The following is a 16575-nucleotide window of genomic DNA, read 5'->3' on the forward strand; positions in this document are numbered from 1 at the left end:
CGGCCTTAAGGAATGCGCGCCCGCCGGAGCGGGCGCTGCGGCTTACTTCAGGAGGTCCTTGACCACCCCGGAGGCCTTGCCGAAGTCCATCTTGCCGGGATAACGCTCCTTCAGGGCGTTCATGCACTTGCCCATGTCGCGCAGCCCGTGCGCACCGATTTCCGCGACGGTCTTGGCGCAGACTTCCTTGACCTTTTCCTCGGAAAGCTGCTCCGGCAGAAACTGGTTGATGATGGCGATTTCCTGCCGCTCCTGCTCGGCAAGCTCCGGCCGGCCGCCCTCGTCATAGACTCGGGCCGATTCCTCGCGCTGCTTGATCATCTTCGCGAGGATCTGCAGGATCTCGTCGTCGCCGACCGGGTCCTTGCCGTGGCCGCGATTGGCGATGTCGCGGTCCTTGATCGCAGCCTGGATGAGCCGGACGGTCGAGATGCGCCGGGTATCCTTGGCCTTGAGGGCTTCTTTCAGTGCATTGGCGAAATGCTCGCGCATGTCTTAACTCCATGTCGAAACCGACCCCAGGGCTCTATCTGCGGGGCCGGTTCGATGCGTCCTTTTGTCATCGTCTTAAACCAGTGCGGCAGGCACAATCAAACGTCTTTGGCAACCGATTGAATTATAACGCATTTTATTTCGGAACAATTCACAGCGTCTGGTTGACCTTGCCAGAGCCTTTGGCTATTTTCCGGCACCTGCACGTACATCGGCATGAACTTTCTCCCGCGGGGTTTCCGCGCGCCATGCCGCATGCGATCTGAAATGGCCCTGAACCGACCGGCTTTCAAGCCTCGCTTTCGGCCACAACGGGATAGAGACGATGACCGCGACACCCGCATGGACAATCCAGAAACCCACTGCCCTGCTCGTTCTGGCCGACGGCACGGTGATCGAAGGCAAGGGCATCGGCGCGACCGGTAAGGTTCAGGCCGAGGTCTGTTTCAACACGGCGTTGACCGGGTACCAGGAAATCCTGACCGATCCCTCCTATCTCGGCCAGATCGTCACGTTCACCTTCCCGCATATCGGCAATATCGGCGCCAATGACGAGGACATCGAGGATCTTACGCCTGCCGCCCGCAACGGTGCCGTCGGCGTCATCTTCAAGGCCGACATCACCGAGCCCTCCAACTACCGCGCCGCCAAGCACCTCGACGCCTGGCTGAAGGCGCGCGGCATCATCGGGCTCTGCGGCATCGACACGCGGGCGCTGACGGCCTGGATCCGCGAAAACGGCATGCCCAACGGCGTCATCGCCCACGACCCGGCAGGCGTCTTCGACGTCGAGGCGCTGAAAGCCGAGGCAAAGGCCTGGAGCGGCCTCGAAGGCCTCGACCTCGCCAAGGTCGCCACGTCCGGGCAGTCCTATCGCTGGAACGAGAAGCCGTGGGTCTGGAACGAGGGCTACTCGACGCTGGGCGAGACCGACGCCGCTTATCACGTCGTGGCTCTCGACTACGGCGTCAAGCGCAACATCCTGCGCCTCTTCGCCGGTCTGAACTGCCGTGTCACCGTCGTTCCGGCGCAGACGAGCGCCGAGGAAGTCCTCGCGCTCAAGCCGGACGGCATCTTCCTGTCGAACGGCCCGGGCGACCCGGCCGCAACGGGCGAATATGCCGTGCCGGTCATTCAGGACCTTCTCAAGACGGATATCCCGGTCTTCGGTATATGCCTCGGCCACCAGATGCTGGCACTGGCGCTCGGTGCCAAGACCGAAAAGATGCACCAGGGACACCACGGCGCCAACCACCCGGTCAAGGACCACACCACCGGCAAGGTTGAGATCGTTTCCATGAACCACGGCTTCGCGGTCGATGCGAACTCGCTTCCGCAAGGCGTTGAACAGACTCACATCTCGCTCTTCGACGGCACCAATTGCGGCCTGCGCGTCGGCGGCAGGCCGATCTTCTCCGTCCAGCATCACCCGGAAGCATCGCCAGGCCCGCAGGACAGCCATTACCTCTTCCGCCGCTTCCTGAATCTCATTCGCGAGAAGAAAGGCGAACCGGCACTCGCCGAGCGCTGAGTTCTTCTCAAGGCCCGCCTCGTGCGGGCCTTCTTGCATCAGCCGTCGACGAGACGTTCGGCGATGAAATCGACAGTTGCCCGCACGGAGGGGAGCTGCCCGCGCCGGTGCGGCATCAAGATCGTCGTCATCACTTTGCCGGCGGTCCACTCCGGAAGAATGCGGACAAGCGTGCCGCTTTCGATCTCCTGCTGACAAAGCTTGCCGGGCAAGGTGGTGATGCCGAGACCCGCGAGCGCAGCTTCTCGCAGGACGCGGGATTCGTCGGCCACGAAACGCGGCCTCGGCGAGACCGACACGGCCGCCCCATCGGCGCGCTCCATCACCCAGCCTTCGGACGCCAGCGACGTGAGCAGCCCATCATGACGATCGAGGTCCTCCGGGCGTTCGGGAGTGCCGTTCCCTCGCAAATAGAGCGGTGAGGCGACGATCAGCTTAGCCTGAAATCCGACGCGGCGCTGGACGAGGCCCGAATCCGGCAGCGGTGCGAAATGGTCTCTCACCGCAAGATCGAAGCCTTCTTGGATGACGTCGACAAAGCGGTCCGTCGCATGCAGCGTCACCCGCAGTTTCGGATAGGCAAGTGCGAGCTGCGGCAGGAGCGGCGCCAGGGATAGCTGCGCGGTCGGCACCGAAGCCGTGATCCTCACCGTGCCGCTCGGTTCGGCAAGTCTGCCCCTGACGATATTCTCCGCCGCCTCCGCCTCAATCATCATCGCCGCCGCGTGGCGATAGAAATCCTTGCCGGTTTCGGTCACAGCGAAATGACGCGACGTGCGGTTGATCAACCGGGCGCCGAGATCCTTTTCGAGTTCGGCCACGCGCTTGCTGAGCGTGGATTTCGGCAGGTTCAGCGCTCGCGCGGCCGGCGCGAAACCCCCGTGGTCCACGACGTGAACAAAGAACGTGAAGTCGTTGAGATTGGCCATGGCTTTCTATCATCCACAAGCGTGGACGATAGATCCACGCAGAGCCATCTAGCACAAGTTCGTCCACAGATGCATCTGTTGGTCATCATTGTTGAACCGAAAGGAAACGAACATGGGCAACTATCAGGGAAAGAAGGCGATCGTCATCGGCGGGACCCACGGCATGGGCCTGGCGACCGTGAGACGGCTTGTCGAAGGCGGCGCCGAGGTACTGCTCACGGGCCGCAATGAGAGCAACCTCGCCCGCATCAGGGAAGAGTTCGGCCCGCGCGTGCATGCACTGCGCTCGGACATCGCCGATCTCAACGAAATCGCCGTGCTCGGTGCGACCGTCGGTCAGACGCTCGGAGCAATCGATCTCCTGCATATCAATGCCGGCGTCTCCGAGCTCGAGCCCTTCGATCAGGTGAGCGAGGCCTCCTATGACCGCCAGTTTGCCGTCAACACCAAGGGCGCCTTCTTCACCGTGCAGCGGCTGACGCCTCTGATCCGCGAAGGCGGATCGATCGTCTTCACCTCCTCCGTCGCCGACGAGGGTGGCCATCCGGGCATGAGCGTCTACAGCGCGAGCAAGGCGGCACTCGTCTCCTTCGCATCCGTGCTCGCCGCCGAGCTTCTGCCGCGCGGTATCCGGGTCAACAGCGTCAGCCCCGGCTTCATTGATACGCCGACCAAGGGCGTCGCCGGCATCACCGAAGCCGAGCGCGCCGAGTTCAAGACGCTCGGCGACAACATCACGCCGATGAAGCGCAACGGCACCGCGGATGAAGTGGCACGCGCCGTGCTCTTCCTCGCCTTCGAGGCGACCTTCACGACCGGGGCGAAACTCGCCGTCGACGGCGGCCTGGGCCAGAAGCTCTCGACCGCCGCCTGAATGATTTCGAGAAAGGTACGATCCATGAGCAGCATTTCAGTTCTCGGCATGGGCGCCATGGGGACGGCGCTTGCACGCACGCTCCTCAAGAACGGCCATAGCGTCACGGTCTGGAACCGGACGCGATCGCGCGCCGAGCCGCTTGCAGGTGCCGGTGCGAAGATCGCGGAAAGCCCGGCCGAAGCGCTTGCAGCGAGCGAACTCGCCATCCTCTGCCTCGTCGATTACCCCGCCCCACGTGCGGTCCTGGAACAGGCGAAGGAGGCGCTTGCCGGCCGTGACCTCCTCAACCTGACCAACGGCACGCCGGGTGACGCCAGGGAACTCGGCACGTGGCTGGCGGCCAAGGCAGCGATCTATCTCGACGGGGGGATCATGGCGATCCCGCCGATGATCGGCGGGGCCGGCGCCCTGATTCTTTACAGCGGCTCGCATGCGCTGTTCGATCGGCACAGTTCGGCCCTCGAAGCCCTTGCCGAAAGCCGTCACCTTGGCGAAGACGAGGGATTGGCTTCGCTCTACGACATAGCGCTGCTGTCAGGCATGTACGGGCTCTTCTCGGGCTTCCTGCACGCGAGCGCGCTGGTGACCAGCGCCGAAGGCAAGGCCGTCGACTTCCTGCCGCTGCTCCTGCCTTGGATCGAGGCGATGAGCGGTACCCTGCCCGACCTCGCCGGCAAGATCGATAGCGGCATGCACGCCCGCGATGTCGTCTCCAACATCGCCATGCAGAAGATCGCGCTTGCGAACATCGTGAGGGCAAGCGAAGAACAGGGCGTCGCCCCCGATTTCATGCAACCCATGTTGCGGCTGGCGGGCGACCGCGTCGACAGTGGGGGCCACGGCGACGACATCTCCGCCGTCGTCGAAGTGATCCGGAAGCGAAAGTGATTCTGTTTCAACGGGGTAGGACTGCTGCTTGAATCGGACCGGCAGATCGCTGAATCAAGCTCTGAACATGAAAAAGCCCGCCGTTGCAGCGGGCTCTTTCATGTGGGTCTGCAGGAGCATTACCTGCAGGCGGCGCAAAAGCGCTGGATGCGGCGGCAAGCCTCCTCCAGCAGCGCCTCGGAGGTCGCGTAGGAGATGCGGAAGTTCGGGCCGAGGCCGAAGGCCGAGCCGTGGACCACAGCCACGCCTTCCGTCTCCAAAAGCTCGGAGACGAAATCCTCGTCCGTTTCGATGACCTTGCCCGAGGGCGCGGTCTTGCCGATCAACCCGGCGCAGGACGGATAGACGTAGAAGGCGCCTTCCGGCGTCGGGCAGGAAATGCCCTTGGCCTGGTTCAGCATCGAGACGACGAGATCGCGGCGGCCCTGGAAGATCTCCTTGTTACGCCCGATGAAGTCCTGCGGGCCGTTGAGCGCCTCGACGGCCGCCCACTGCGCGATCGAGGCGGCGCCCGAAGTCTGCTGGCCCTGGATCATGTCCATCGCCTTGATGAGATGAAGCGGTCCGGCCGCGTAGCCGATGCGCCAGCCGGTCATCGCGTAGGCCTTGGAGACGCCGTTCATCGTCAGCGTGCGCTCGTAGAGGCCGGGCTCGACTTCGACGGGGGTCGCAAATTTGAAGTCGCCATAGGTCAGGTGCTCGTACATGTCGTCCGTCAGAACCCAGACATGCGGATGCTTCATGAGGACGTCCGTGAGCGCCTTGAGCTCCTCATGCGAATAGGCCGCACCCGAGGGGTTGGACGGCGAGTTGAAGACGAACCACTTGGTCTTCGGCGTGATCGCGCGGTCGAGATCCTCGGCCTTGAGCTTGAAATTGTTCTCCTGCTTGGTCGAGACGAAGACGGGTGTGCCGCCGCACAGCGCCACCATTTCCGGATAGGAGACCCAGTACGGTGCCGGAATCACGACTTCGTCGCCCGGGTTGAGCGTCGCCATGAAGGCGTTGAAGAGAATCTGCTTTCCGCCGGTGCCGACGATCGTCTGCGCCGCGGTGTAGTCGAGATTGTTCTCGCGCTTGAACTTCTTCGCGATGGCTTCGCGCAGTTCCGGAATGCCGGAAACCGGCGTGTACTTCGTCTCGCCGCGATTGATCGCGTCGATCGCGGCCTCCTTGATGTTGTCAGGCGTGTCGAAGTCCGGCTCCCCTGCGCCGAGGCCGATGACATCGCGGCCTTTCGCTTTCAACTCGCGGGCTTTCTGCGAAACAGCGATGGTGGCGGACGGCTTTACACGGGAAAGGGCATCGGCAAGGAAGGCCATGGTGTGTTTCCTGATCGTTTCGAGACGGCGTGAGACGCTACGGAACGGAAAACCGGGGTTCCCTAGCGGTTAGGTCTATGTCGAAAGACGCCCGGTCTTGCAAGCGCCTCAGGCGAAAAACGGCGGCAAGTCAGCGCAAAATGCGTCACCATGACAAAGTTTCATGGGTGCGATCAAAGCAATCGATCGAAACTGGATGAGCTCGTGCGGCCGAGCGGCTGCCGGCGCACCATCGGTCGACGCGCCTCCGCCCGGATACTCCCGCGCTTTTTCGCGGCCGAGACGTGCCTTTTTTTCGCCACAACAACTGTCTCAGCGCGCCGCAATTCCGTCCCGCAAGAGCCGATTTCCAAGCGCCAATTCGCGATGCGGATGCATCGGCATCTTGGGGGTATGCTATGTTTCTCGATGATGAAGTCGCCGCCTCGCGCACCCGCCGCAACGAGGCACGCTGGGGTTTCTATATCGCGCTCGCCGCACTTGCGGCCTGCATCGTGATGGTCCTCGGATTGATGACGCAGGTGACGACGCAAGCCGACATCGGGCAGCAGCCCGCGACGGCCCACGTCCAGTCCGAAGCCGCGCGCCATGGCTGACAACGATAACGCGTCGCAGCCGAACGCCGACCTCTTTGCACGACTGTCGGCGGTCCAGACAATCCTCGTTGCGATTGTCGCCCTATTCGCCCTTGCCGGCCTGATGCTCGTCGGCAAAGGCTTCTACGTGAAGGCCAAAGACGAGGTCGCGCAGTATCTGCTCCAGCAAAACTCTGGAGCACGACATCGTCCGGCGACGGAAGGCGAACCCCAGCCGACGCGCCTCGAGGCAATCCGAGAAGCGCCGGGACCGCTCACCACAGGATCGGTGCGATAAAGCCGTTTTGATCCGATTTGACTTGAAGGCCGGTGCGTGCCGCTCCAGTTTGCGCGTTGCTCGCGCGTTCGGACCTCCGAGACGGCACGATGCATTTGCTCAGACGGACGGACCGGAGGAATGCAATGCGGCACTCGCGCTGGAATACTGGCGGCTCAAGGGACATCGGAACATTGTTTACATTCTCGGCGGCGGCTGCAGTCTCGCTCTTTCTGGCCTTCGCCTCTTCCCCTGCCGCTGCGCAGGAGAGGCGCGAATTTTCCACGCAGACAGGAACCGTTCTCGTCGAGACGCTTGCCTCGGGGCTGGAGCATCCCTGGGCGGTCGAAGCCATGCCCGACGGGGCGCTGATCGTCACCGAACGACCCGGCCGGCTGCGCATCCTGCGCGACGGCAAGCTGTCGGCTGCGATCAAAGGGGTGCCGAAAGCGGCCGCACACGGCCAGGGCGGTCTTCTGGACGTCGCCCTCGATCGGCAATTTGCGACCAACAGGACACTCTATCTCACTCTTTCCGTCCGCGGTGATGGTGGTTACGGCACCGTTCTCGTGCGGGCGGCTCTTTCGCAGGACGAGCAGAGCCTGAGGGATGTGAAGGAGATCTTCCGGATGAACAGGTTCACCCGGAAGGGGCAGCACTTCGGCTCGCGCATCGCCATCGACAAGGACGGCAGCCTGTTCTTCGGCATCGGCGATCGCGGCGAAGGCGAGCGCGCCCAGGACCCGCGCGACCATGCCGGTTCGATCCTCCACCTCAACGCCGACGGCAGCATTCCGGCCTCCAATCCCTATCGCGGCGGCACCGGCGGCCTGGCCGAGATCTGGTCCATCGGGCACCGCAACCCCCAGGGCATCGCCTTCGATCCCGAAGACGGCAAGCTTTTGACCGTCGAGCACGGCGCGCGCGGCGGCGACGAGGTGAACAACCCGCAGCCCGGCAGAAACTATGGCTGGCCGGTGATCACCTTCGGCAAGGATTACTCCGGAGTGGAGATCGGCGAGGGCACCGCGAAGGAAGGTCTTGAGCAGCCGCTTTTCTATTGGGACCCATCGATCGCGCCCGGCGCGATCGCCGTTTATCGCGGCAAAATGTTTCCGGAGTGGAACGGCGACCTTCTGATCGCGGCACTGAAGTACCAGTTGCTTGCCCGACTGGACCGCGACGAGACCGGCGCCGTGACCAACGAGGAACGGCTGTTCGACGGCGAATTCGGCCGCATCCGTGACGTCATCGTCGCTTCCGACGGGGCACTGATCATGGTCACCGACGAGGAGGACGGTGCAGTGCTCAGGGTCTCCAAAGCTCCGACGCAATGAGTCCGTTGCGGCACGGCTGCCCAGCCTGACGGCAACATGGAGCGGCTTGCCCGCAAAAAACGCAACTGATAGAGCGAGGTCGCAATCACCTGAGCAGCATGGCTTCGGAGTGATTCTCGAAAGTCGCGGAATATGGCGCGAAGATCGCGCGCCTCCCGTGAGCAGGACCACGACCCGGAGCCAGCGGTGACTCGCATTCAAGCCAATCTCTTCCTCCTGTTCTCCGGTGCAATCTGGGGTGCGGGCTTCGTAGCGCAGTCGACGGCGATGGACGCGATCGGACCGCTCTGGTTCATCGGCCTTCGCTTTGCGATCGCGACACTCGTGGCACTGCCCCTGGCGCTCCTTGAAAAGAAGCAGGCCGCCGCGCCCTTGCCGCGCAACGCCATGCGCAACTTCGTCTTCGTCGGACTGGCGCTTTTCGGCGGAGCCGTCACGCAACAATACGGCCTCCTCACCACCACCGTCACCAATTCCGGCTTCCTGACCGGGCTCTACGTGGTATTCGTCCCGGTACTGACTGTGGTGTTCCTGCGCCGCCGGCCGCACTGGGTCATCTGGCCGGCCGCCCTGCTCGCGGCTTTCGGCATCTTTCTCCTGAGCGGCGGCGCGCTCTCGGCGCTGACCGGCGGAGACATGCTAACGATCGTCTGCGCCCTGTTCTGGGCGGTTCAGCTGATGTTGGTCGGCTTATTCGCTCCGGCCACGGGCCGGCCGATGCTCCTGTCGATGACGCAGTTCGCCGTCTGTGCCGTTGCAGGCTGCGCACTGGCCGGACTGCTCGAGCCGCTGAGCTTTGACGCGATCAGCGGCGCCCTCCCACAGATCCTCTATGCCGGGATATTCTCGAGCGGCATCGCGTTCATCTGCCAAGTCGTCGGCCAACGCTATACGACGGCGCCGCAGGCTGCCATCTTCCTCTCGAGCGAAGCGCTCTTCGCCGCCCTGTTCGGGGTGCTGCTGCTCGGAGAGACCATCACTCCGGTCGGCTACGTCGGCTGCGCCGTCATCTTCCTGGCCATGCTTGCGGTCGAGCTCGTGCCGGAACTGACGAAGAAACGTGGCGAGGCCGCCGAAGCTGCTGTCTGAACAGCGGTTTCTGCTGGCCGTTCCGTGCAATTTCTCCGCGCGCTTCGCATCGGGGTTAATACTACTAATACTCTCGGAAACCCCTCAATTTTGCTTGGAACTGTGAATTGCGCTTGAGTCGGCAATATATCCTGCAGTTTTTCTGTAGGCCTGCAGGCCATGGCCCCTCGCACCCGTGCGCTGCGTGAACGACGAGCGATATCAGGCGCTTGGACCGAGAAACCAGGCTGCACAAAGTTGCGGCATACCCATGAGCGACGCAATTTGGCGCAAATGATCCAGCCGCATCCCGATCCTTGGTCGAAAAGCTTTGAATTCAACAGCTTGCGATGCTTTTTGAACAGGCGAGTCAAAACGACCAACTGACCTCTTTTTGAGCAATGAGAAGACGCAATACCTCGTCAGAAAAGTTTTGCTTGCCAATTCAAAATAAACCCATCACTCTTACTGTGTTCGGGCAATCTGCGAACACGGGAAGATCTTGAATAAAAGCGGGCCGGAGACGCAACCCACTCCGGGCGGCCAACGGGGGGAGGCTGTTATTCCTTCCTGCGGCTGGTCGCGATAACCAGGACCCTTTCCTCAATTGTCGAGAACTGCCCCCACGCCCATACCGGGCAAAACTGCAATGCTGCCCGCAAAGCGGGTGGAGAGAAAAGGACCTGACGCATGGCCGAGACTGGCACTGTAAAATTCTTCAACACAGACAAGGGCTTTGGCTTCATCAAGCCTGAGAACGGTGGCGCGGACATCTTCGTGCATATTTCTGCCGTGCAGGCCTCGGGCCTGAGCGGCCTTACGGAAAACCAGAAGGTATCCTTCGACACCGAGCCGGATCGCCGCGGCAAGGGACCGAAGGCGGTCAATTTGCAGATCGTCGGCTAACGCTGTTCTCTGCTGAAAGTTAAGTTCGAGCCCGGCAGTTTTGCCGGGTTTTTTCGTTCAGGCTCCGTTCAGTTTGGCTTATATAGAATTTGTTCATCATGAAATCCGGAAACCATCCGGTCGCATGCATAGGATTGAACCCCATGAACAAATTCATCAAAGCAGCCGTCCTGTCGGTCGCCGCGGCCGCCATCGTTATCCCGACCTTCGGCACCGCCCAGGCAGGGCACCGCCATCGCAATAACGACGATGCATGGGTAGCGGGCGCCGTCGGCTTGGCCGCAGGCGCGCTCATCGGCAGCGCGATCGCCTCGCCGCCGCCGCCGCGCTATTACGGCGAGCGGGTCTATATCGATCCGGAGCCCGACTATTACGAGCCCCGCCCCGACTATCGTCCGCGCCCGGTTTATCGGCCCGTCTATCGTCCGGTGGCGGTCGAGACCTACGGCCTCGAGCCCTGGACACCGGCTTGGTATCGCTATTGCTCGCAGCGCTATCGCTCGTTCGATCCGGACACCGGAACCTTCGTTGGCTATGACGGCCGCAGCCATTTCTGCAACGCCGGCTGAAAACCGCCGCGTATGAACCGAAAGGGCGCATGACTGGAAAAGTCATGCGCCCTTTTCTATTCGCACCGCTCGTCAAAGACCGCGGAGAAACGGATTGCTGCGTCGCTCTTCACCGATCTGCCCGCCCGGGCCGTGGCCGCAGATGAAGCCCACATTGTTCCCGAGCGGCAGTATCTTGTCCCGGATCGAATCCAGAAGCTGCTGATGATTGCCGCCAGGCAGGTCGGTGCGGCCGATGGAGCCGTGAAAAAGCACGTCGCCGACATGGGCGAAGTTTTGTGCCCGGTTGAAATAGACCACATGACCGGGCGCGTGGCCGGGACAATGCAAGACCTCGAATACGTGGTTGCCGAAGGAGACGGTATCGCCCTCTTCAAGCCAGCGGTCCGGTACGACGTTCTGAACCTTCATCGCGAGGCCGAAGCGCTCCGCCTGATCCTCCAGCCGTTCGAGCAGCGGAAGGTCGTCCTTGTGGGGTCCGACAATGTCGAGCCCCAGTGCTTCTTTCAATTCCTTGGCGCCGCCGGCGTGATCGATGTGACCATGTGTGAGCCAGATAGCCTTCAACGCGATGCCGTTCTCGCGGATCGTCTGCAAAATGATGTCCACGTCGCCGCCGGGATCGACGACCACGCCCTCCTTGGTCTCGCTATCGAACAGGACCGTACAGTTCTGCTCGAAATGCGTTACCGGGATAATGCCTGCCTGTAACATCGGACCATGCCTCGCTCTTGCTCGTGAGGTGGCCTGGAAGTGAGAAGCCCTTCCCGATCCAGGCCGTTTTCCCAGCTATAGCGATAAGCGAGCGGTATGACAGCGCAAATCAGCGCAGGGCCACGATTTCCGAAGCCGGCGGCGAATAGTGCACCGTCGCGAGCAACAGCACCGAAACCACGAGCTTGGCTGTCACGACGACCACCACCAGCGGACGCAACCGTTTGGCGGCAAGCTTGGCATCGTCCGAAATCTCACCTTGCATCTCGTCACTCCCGGCTTGGAGCCATCCTGTGTCGGATAGAAATCGATAATTCAGCCGCGCGTTGCCGGCCAACAATAGAGCGAAGACTTCGTCGGCTTCCTTCAGTCCGGGCAACGCTTGGCGACGGCAATATGTTTCATCCCTGCATTTCGTGATGTGACGGGGGGAACATCCCTGCAGCGCGGCGCGTTCTGGCCTGCAAATGAAGGAGCAAGATGATGAAGACCCTCTCTCCAACTCTGTTCAAAGCGGCCCCGCTCAGAGCGGCTTTGGCAGCCGGTGTGATGCTCGCCGCCATTCCCGCAGCCCATGCCGAAATGAGTGCAACGACGCTGACGGACCTCAATGTGCGTGCGGGACCCGGCCCGCAATATCCTGCGGTCGGTGTCGCCACGCGCGGCAGTGCTGCCGTGCTCGACGGCTGCATGGAGGGAAGCAACTGGTGCCGCATCGACGTCAACGGCTTGCGCGGCTGGGCTTACGCCCGTTACCTGGCCACGGACATGGGCGGTACGACAGCCGTTATCCAGGAACGCCGCACGGAGCTCTCGGTCCCGACGGTCGCCTATGAGGGCGAGACCGTGGTGGCCCCATCCGAACCGCTCGAACTGGTGGGTCCGGTCGAGCAGGTCGAAGCGGTGACTCCGCCTCCTACGGTCCGCACCTATATCACCGAGAACCCGGTCGACACCGTCTATGTAGAGGGAGAGGCCGTCGTCGGTGCCACGCTGCCGAACACGGTGGCCGTCCAGCCAATTCCCGACTACGAGTATCAGTACGTGACCATTAATGGCCAGCCCGTCCTTGTCGATCCGGGGACAAGAAGGGTTGTCTACGTCTATCGCTAATCGTCAGGCGAAAAGCGGGAAAGCACAGTGGCGCAGCGTCAATTTAAGAACGCTGCGTCATGGCGAATCACCCGTCGGAAGCGCGCCGGCAGGAGAGAGCACGAGCGATGCCGCTTCGAGGATCCTCGTGCGCTCGCGCGCGCCCGAAATAAATTCCCGAAACAACTCAAGCGACTATCCCACAGGCCCGCTTCCGGATCGCCGCCTGTGGCCAACACCAGTGGTGGCAAAATTGACAATTCTCCCCGTCGGCTTCAACCTTCCCGTGCCGGATTGTCCGGTATGTCGCGGCTCTGGATGAGGGGTCGCAGGACGGAGGGATCGATGGAAGCATTAGTGCCTATCATTACCCAGTTGATTGCGGGGGCAGCTGGCGGAAACGCCGCCAGCGCCATGCTGAAGCAGCAGGCATTCGGAGTCGTGGCACGCACGATCGTCGGTGCCATCGGCGGCCTCGGCGGCGGGTTCCTGATCCAGATGCTTGGCGGAGAGGCCGCCGCGACCGGTCTGGCCATGCAGGCAATCGGCGCTCTCGTCGGCGGCGGCGTTCTCAACGGCATTGTCGGGCAGTTCGTCGGCAAGCAGGCGTGAGTCTTCAGGCGACATCCATCGTAATGCAAAAGGCGGCTGCGGCCGCCTTTTCTGCGTGTCGCCGAGGCGCCATGTGCGTGTCTTCGCCCTGAATGAATGCGACTCGATGGAAATATGTCAACCAAACTGACATATATTGCGGTATGTTTCGCTAACGGCATTTCGATCGAAAGGATATGACCGCGTGGTCGGCCAGATCAGGAACAAGAGCGTAAGCGACAGCGCTGGCGAAGATGTGGACACGATAGATTTCGAGATCATCGAGTTGCTTTTCTTTGCCTATCGCGACTTCACCGGCGACCCGGACGCCATTCTCGAGAAGAGCGGATTCGGCCGCGCGCATCATCGCGTCGTGCATTTCGTCAACCGCGAACCCGGCATGACGGTGGCGGACCTTCTCGAAACGCTGAAGATCACCAAGCAGAGCCTTGCCCGTGTCCTCAAGCAGTTGATCGATTCCGGCTATATCCGGCAGGTAACCGGTCCCGAAGACCGGCGGCAGCGCATGCTCTACACGACGCCGGAAGGCCAGGCCCTGGCGCGGGCGCTTGCCGAACCACAGTCCCGCCGCATAGCGGATGCATTGGCAAGGGCCGGACCGGGTGCGCGGGAAACCGTGAAGCGGTTTCTCGCCAACATGATGAACGACGTTGCGGGCTGATTCACTGTGCGGCGCTGCAGGGAAGCCGCCCGAGAGTCACACAACGATTCAAAATGTTACGCGACCTGTGCGCGTCTGATTGGACGTCGGCTCGCCGTTCGTGGCAGAACGGGTAGCGCCTTGAATGAGAATGGGAGACCGCGGCGCCTGTGCTGCACGGTCTCCGGCATTTTTGGCGCAGCCTTTCCGGCTTGACCGGCAATGAGGGTACCGAAAGATGATAGCAAAGGCGACAGTCTCCGACGATGCGGCGCATCTTCTGGTCGTCGACGATGACCGGCGCATCCGCGACCTGCTCAACCGCTATCTGGTCGAACAGGGATTTCGCGTAACGACGGCAGCCGATGCCGACGAGGCCCGGCGAAAGCTGATAGGAATCGATTTCGATCTTCTGGTCGTCGACGTGATGATGCCGGGGGAAAGCGGCATCGCTCTGACGCAAAGTCTCAGGCAGATCAAGTCGGTGCCGATCATCATGCTGACGGCGCTGGCGGAGGCGAATTCGCGTATCGAAGGGCTGGAGGCGGGCGCCGACGATTACCTGCCGAAGCCTTTCGAGCCGCGCGAACTCGTGCTCCGCATCAACAATATTCTGCGCCGCAACCAGCCGACACAGACACATAAGGTCGATCAGGTTATTTTCGGGCCCTACACCTTCTCGGTCGTGCGCAAGGAACTGCGCCGCGGAGCCGACCATATCCGCCTCACCGACCGTGAGCAGGAGATCATGACGCTGTTTTCGCAGCGCGCCGGCGAAACCATTCCGCGCCACGAGCTGATCGGCGACGACGCCGAGGTCGGCGAGCGGACGATAGACGTGCAGATAAACCGGCTAAGGCGTAAAATCGAGGACGATCCTTCCAACCCCGTCTGGCTGCAGACCGTTCGCGGCATCGGTTACCGGCTGAGCGTTGACTGACGATGGGCAGAAACGAGTGCCGGATCAAGGGCCATGGCAAGCTTTGACGGTTTGAAGCGCGAAGGAACGACACCCGCGGACGGCGGCTGGAAGCGCGTGGTCCGCTGGCTGCGGCGCCGGCTGCCGATGGGTCTTTACGCGCGCTCGCTTCTGATCGTCGTCATCCCGATGGTGCTGCTGCAGTCCGTGGTCGCCTTCGTGTTCATGGAGCGGCACTGGCAACTCGTCACCCAGCGCCTCTCCTCGGCGGTGACCAACGACATCGCCGCCATCGTCGACCTGATCACGACCTTCCCGCGGGAGGGCGATATCGACCAGATCGTCCGCATCGCCCGCGATCAGCTCGACCTCAACATAACCGTCGAGCCCGGCGGAGAGCTGCCGCCGCCACGCCCCAAGCCCTTCTTCGAAATCCTCGACCAGATCCTCAGCGAGGAGATTTCGGACCAGATCCGGCGTCCCTTCTGGATCGATACGGTCGGCAATTCGAAGATCGTGGAAATTCGTATCAAGCTCGAAGACGACCGCATTCTCAGGGTCTATGCCCGCCGCAACCAGGCCTATGCATCGAACACACACATCTTCCTCGTATGGATGGTCGGCGCGTCCCTCGTCCTGCTGACGATCGCGATTCTCTTCCTGCGCGGGCAGATCAGGCCGATCCTGGCGCTCGCAAGCGCAGCGGAGAGCTTCGGCAAGGGACAGAAGATCGACGATTTCGCACCGCGGGGTGCCAATGAAATTCGGCGGGCCGGTCTCGCCTTCATCCTGATGCGCGAGCGGATCGAGCGCCAGATCGAACAGCGCACCGCGATGCTGACCGGTGTCAGCCACGACTTGAGGACGATCCTGACCCGGTTCAAGCTGCAGCTGGCACTTGTGGGCAACAATCCGGACCTCGAAAGCCTCAACCAGGACGTGGAGGACATGCAGAACATGCTGGAAGGCTACCTCGCCTTCGCCCGAGGAGACGCGGAAGAGGATGTCGGCCAGCTGAAACTCAGCGATCTGATGGCGCGGCTTTCGGCGGAGGCGGAGTTGTACGGCAAGACGCTGACGACCGCGATTCAGGGCGAGAACGAGATTCACGTGAGGCCGAACGCCTTCACGCGGCTCATCTCCAATCTCGCATCCAACGCCTATCGCTATGCGAACACCGTGCATATCGAGGCCCGCCAGAGCGCGAAATGGCTGACCATCACAGTCGATGACGACGGACCGGGCATTCCCGAGCGGTCACGCGAAGACGTGTTCAAACCGTTCTTCCGCCTGGACGAAGCCCGCAATCTCGACAGTTCCGGCACCGGCCTCGGCCTCGCCGTTGCCCGCGACATCGCCCGCAGCCATGGCGGCAATGTCACGCTCGCAGACAGCCCCCTCGGCGGCCTGCGCGCGACGGTGCGTGTCCCGACGTAAATACGGGGACGATCACATCAGCTTCTTGCCGTTCGGCACCGGCTTGTCGGTGGATGCGAGCACGATCGCACCGGCCTCGTCTTCGAAGCCGAGCGTGAGCACCTCGGAACGGACGGGGCCGATCTGGCGCGGCGGAAAATTGACGACACCCAGAACCTGCCTGCCGACGAGTTCCTCGGGCTTGTAGTGCGCCGTGATTTGCGCGGAGGATTTCCTGATGCCGATGTCAGGGCCGAAATCGATCTTGAGCTTGATTGCCGGCTTGCGTGCCTCGGGAAAGGGTTCCGCTTCCACGATTGTACCGACACGTATGTCGACGCGTTCGAAATCGGCATAGGAAATGATTTCGGTCATGAATGTTCCCCGGATCACGTCGATGGGTCGATTCGA

At 62.1% G+C, this 16575-nt stretch carries 20 protein-coding genes; 14 read left to right on the top strand and 6 right to left on the bottom strand.

The features are described 5' to 3' along the window. Nucleotides 1–42: 42 nt before the first annotated feature. Nucleotides 43–492: a GatB/YqeY domain-containing protein gene (locus tag BHD07_RS19365; protein ID WP_018095619.1), complete on the bottom strand. Its 450-nt coding sequence runs from the start codon at nucleotides 490–492 to the stop codon at nucleotides 43–45. A 325-nt stretch (nucleotides 493–817) separates the two neighbouring features. Here BHD07_RS19365 and carA point away from each other — a divergent pair, with 325 nt between their 5' ends. Then, a complete protein-coding gene (gene carA, locus BHD07_RS19370) occupies nucleotides 818–2023 on the top strand; it encodes a glutamine-hydrolyzing carbamoyl-phosphate synthase small subunit (RefSeq protein ID WP_100671811.1) in 1206 nt (401 codons plus the stop codon). A gap of 38 nt (nucleotides 2024–2061) precedes the next feature. Here carA and BHD07_RS19375 read toward each other — a convergent pair whose 3' ends face one another. Beyond that, nucleotides 2062–2952 carry a LysR substrate-binding domain-containing protein gene (locus BHD07_RS19375; protein WP_100671812.1) on the bottom strand — a complete coding sequence of 297 codons (891 nt, stop codon included), beginning with the start codon at nucleotides 2950–2952 and terminating at the stop codon, nucleotides 2062–2064. 112 nt (nucleotides 2953–3064) lie between these two features. Here BHD07_RS19375 and BHD07_RS19380 point away from each other — a divergent pair, with 112 nt between their 5' ends. Both BHD07_RS19380 and BHD07_RS19385 read left to right on the top strand, forming a co-directional pair. Next, nucleotides 3065–3826: an SDR family oxidoreductase gene (locus tag BHD07_RS19380; RefSeq protein ID WP_018095622.1), complete on the top strand. Its 762-nt coding sequence runs from the start codon at nucleotides 3065–3067 to the stop codon at nucleotides 3824–3826. Nucleotides 3827–3850: 24 nt separating this feature from the next. After that, nucleotides 3851–4717, top strand: coding sequence for an NAD(P)-dependent oxidoreductase (locus BHD07_RS19385; RefSeq protein ID WP_338282634.1), 867 nt, complete (start codon nucleotides 3851–3853; stop codon nucleotides 4715–4717). Nucleotides 4718–4836: 119 nt separating this feature from the next. On the opposite strand, the gene BHD07_RS19390 is transcribed toward BHD07_RS19385, so the two are convergent. After that, entirely contained in the window at nucleotides 4837–6039 is a 1203-nt protein-coding gene (locus BHD07_RS19390; RefSeq protein ID WP_100671814.1) for a pyridoxal phosphate-dependent aminotransferase, read from the bottom strand. A gap of 398 nt (nucleotides 6040–6437) precedes the next feature. Here BHD07_RS19390 and BHD07_RS19395 point away from each other — a divergent pair, with 398 nt between their 5' ends. From BHD07_RS19395 to BHD07_RS19420, 6 genes are all read left to right on the top strand, one after another. After that, nucleotides 6438–6635 (top strand): hypothetical protein, encoded by a 198-nt coding sequence (locus BHD07_RS19395; RefSeq protein ID WP_018095625.1) that lies wholly within the window; start codon nucleotides 6438–6440, stop codon nucleotides 6633–6635. Continuing rightward, nucleotides 6628–6912 carry a hypothetical protein gene (locus BHD07_RS19400; RefSeq protein WP_100671815.1) on the top strand — a complete coding sequence of 95 codons (285 nt, stop codon included), beginning with the start codon at nucleotides 6628–6630 and terminating at the stop codon, nucleotides 6910–6912. Before BHD07_RS19395 ends, BHD07_RS19400 begins: the two co-directional genes overlap by 8 nt. 125 nt (nucleotides 6913–7037) lie before the next feature. Then, a complete protein-coding gene (locus tag BHD07_RS19405; RefSeq protein ID WP_100671816.1) occupies nucleotides 7038–8228 on the top strand; it encodes a PQQ-dependent sugar dehydrogenase in 1191 nt (396 codons plus the stop codon). Nucleotides 8229–8414: 186 nt separating this feature from the next. Further along, on the top strand, nucleotides 8415–9317 hold the full coding sequence (locus BHD07_RS19410; RefSeq protein ID WP_100671981.1) for a DMT family transporter: 903 nt from the start codon (nucleotides 8415–8417) through the stop codon (nucleotides 9315–9317). 669 nt (nucleotides 9318–9986) lie between these two features. Then, nucleotides 9987–10202: a cold-shock protein gene (locus BHD07_RS19415; protein ID WP_003532915.1), complete on the top strand. Its 216-nt coding sequence runs from the start codon at nucleotides 9987–9989 to the stop codon at nucleotides 10200–10202. A 143-nt stretch (nucleotides 10203–10345) separates the two neighbouring features. Further along, nucleotides 10346–10771, top strand: a complete 426-nt coding sequence (locus BHD07_RS19420; protein WP_338282652.1) for a BA14K family protein — start codon at nucleotides 10346–10348, stop codon at nucleotides 10769–10771. A gap of 72 nt (nucleotides 10772–10843) precedes the next feature. Here the strand turns inward: BHD07_RS19420 and BHD07_RS19425 are convergent, their stop codons facing one another. Together BHD07_RS19425 and BHD07_RS19430 are read right to left on the bottom strand one after the other, a co-directional pair. Next, nucleotides 10844–11485 carry an MBL fold metallo-hydrolase gene (locus BHD07_RS19425; protein ID WP_100671818.1) on the bottom strand — a complete coding sequence of 214 codons (642 nt, stop codon included), beginning with the start codon at nucleotides 11483–11485 and terminating at the stop codon, nucleotides 10844–10846. A 109-nt stretch (nucleotides 11486–11594) separates the two neighbouring features. Beyond that, nucleotides 11595–11750 (bottom strand): hypothetical protein, encoded by a 156-nt coding sequence (locus BHD07_RS19430; protein ID WP_080636519.1) that lies wholly within the window; start codon nucleotides 11748–11750, stop codon nucleotides 11595–11597. 218 nt (nucleotides 11751–11968) lie between these two features. On the opposite strand from BHD07_RS19430, the gene BHD07_RS19435 reads away from it, so the two are divergent. From BHD07_RS19435 to BHD07_RS19455, 5 genes are all read left to right on the top strand, one after another. Then, nucleotides 11969–12598, top strand: coding sequence for a DUF1236 domain-containing protein (locus tag BHD07_RS19435; RefSeq protein ID WP_338282655.1), 630 nt, complete (start codon nucleotides 11969–11971; stop codon nucleotides 12596–12598). A gap of 324 nt (nucleotides 12599–12922) precedes the next feature. Further along, nucleotides 12923–13189 carry a hypothetical protein gene (locus BHD07_RS19440; protein ID WP_100671820.1) on the top strand — a complete coding sequence of 89 codons (267 nt, stop codon included), beginning with the start codon at nucleotides 12923–12925 and terminating at the stop codon, nucleotides 13187–13189. A 184-nt stretch (nucleotides 13190–13373) separates the two neighbouring features. Next, entirely contained in the window at nucleotides 13374–13850 is a 477-nt protein-coding gene (locus BHD07_RS19445; RefSeq protein ID WP_026168663.1) for a MarR family winged helix-turn-helix transcriptional regulator, read from the top strand. A gap of 217 nt (nucleotides 13851–14067) precedes the next feature. Next, the gene (locus BHD07_RS19450; protein WP_013844742.1) at nucleotides 14068–14769 is read left to right on the top strand and encodes a response regulator; all 702 of its coding nucleotides are present in this window, start codon (nucleotides 14068–14070) and stop codon (nucleotides 14767–14769) included. 33 nt (nucleotides 14770–14802) lie between these two features. Continuing rightward, the gene (locus BHD07_RS19455) at nucleotides 14803–16185 is read left to right on the top strand and encodes an ATP-binding protein (RefSeq protein WP_127710083.1); all 1383 of its coding nucleotides are present in this window, start codon (nucleotides 14803–14805) and stop codon (nucleotides 16183–16185) included. Between the two features lie 12 nt (nucleotides 16186–16197). On the opposite strand, the gene BHD07_RS19460 is transcribed toward BHD07_RS19455, so the two are convergent. Further along, nucleotides 16198–16539: a tRNA-binding protein gene (locus BHD07_RS19460; RefSeq protein WP_018095636.1), complete on the bottom strand. Its 342-nt coding sequence runs from the start codon at nucleotides 16537–16539 to the stop codon at nucleotides 16198–16200. Nucleotides 16540–16575 lie beyond the last annotated feature (36 nt).

This window comes from Sinorhizobium sp. KGO-5 (genome assembly GCF_036245905.1).
GTDB classification, from domain to species: domain Bacteria; phylum Pseudomonadota; class Alphaproteobacteria; order Rhizobiales; family Rhizobiaceae; genus Sinorhizobium; species Sinorhizobium meliloti_A.

Bases quoted from the DNA above. Each gene is read 5' to 3' on its own strand.
- BHD07_RS19365 (WP_018095619.1), bottom strand. From the start codon at position 492: ATGCGCGAGCATTTCGCCAATGCACTGAAAGAAGCCCTCAAGGCCAAG.
- carA (WP_100671811.1), top strand. From the start codon at position 818: ATGACCGCGACACCCGCATGGACAATCCAGAAACCCACTGCCCTGCTC.
- BHD07_RS19375 (WP_100671812.1), bottom strand. From the start codon at position 2,952: ATGGCCAATCTCAACGACTTCACGTTCTTTGTTCACGTCGTGGACCAC.
- BHD07_RS19380 (WP_018095622.1), top strand. From the start codon at position 3,065: ATGGGCAACTATCAGGGAAAGAAGGCGATCGTCATCGGCGGGACCCAC.
- BHD07_RS19385 (WP_338282634.1), top strand. From the start codon at position 3,851: ATGAGCAGCATTTCAGTTCTCGGCATGGGCGCCATGGGGACGGCGCTT.
- BHD07_RS19390 (WP_100671814.1), bottom strand. From the start codon at position 6,039: ATGGCCTTCCTTGCCGATGCCCTTTCCCGTGTAAAGCCGTCCGCCACC.
- BHD07_RS19395 (WP_018095625.1), top strand. From the start codon at position 6,438: ATGTTTCTCGATGATGAAGTCGCCGCCTCGCGCACCCGCCGCAACGAG.
- BHD07_RS19400 (WP_100671815.1), top strand. From the start codon at position 6,628: ATGGCTGACAACGATAACGCGTCGCAGCCGAACGCCGACCTCTTTGCA.
- BHD07_RS19405 (WP_100671816.1), top strand. From the start codon at position 7,038: ATGCGGCACTCGCGCTGGAATACTGGCGGCTCAAGGGACATCGGAACA.
- BHD07_RS19415 (WP_003532915.1), top strand. From the start codon at position 9,987: ATGGCCGAGACTGGCACTGTAAAATTCTTCAACACAGACAAGGGCTTT.
- BHD07_RS19420 (WP_338282652.1), top strand. From the start codon at position 10,346: ATGAACAAATTCATCAAAGCAGCCGTCCTGTCGGTCGCCGCGGCCGCC.
- BHD07_RS19425 (WP_100671818.1), bottom strand. From the start codon at position 11,485: ATGTTACAGGCAGGCATTATCCCGGTAACGCATTTCGAGCAGAACTGT.
- BHD07_RS19430 (WP_080636519.1), bottom strand. From the start codon at position 11,750: ATGCAAGGTGAGATTTCGGACGATGCCAAGCTTGCCGCCAAACGGTTG.
- BHD07_RS19435 (WP_338282655.1), top strand. From the start codon at position 11,969: ATGAAGACCCTCTCTCCAACTCTGTTCAAAGCGGCCCCGCTCAGAGCG.
- BHD07_RS19440 (WP_100671820.1), top strand. From the start codon at position 12,923: ATGGAAGCATTAGTGCCTATCATTACCCAGTTGATTGCGGGGGCAGCT.
- BHD07_RS19450 (WP_013844742.1), top strand. From the start codon at position 14,068: ATGATAGCAAAGGCGACAGTCTCCGACGATGCGGCGCATCTTCTGGTC.
- BHD07_RS19455 (WP_127710083.1), top strand. From the start codon at position 14,803: ATGGCAAGCTTTGACGGTTTGAAGCGCGAAGGAACGACACCCGCGGAC.
- BHD07_RS19460 (WP_018095636.1), bottom strand. From the start codon at position 16,539: ATGACCGAAATCATTTCCTATGCCGATTTCGAACGCGTCGACATACGT.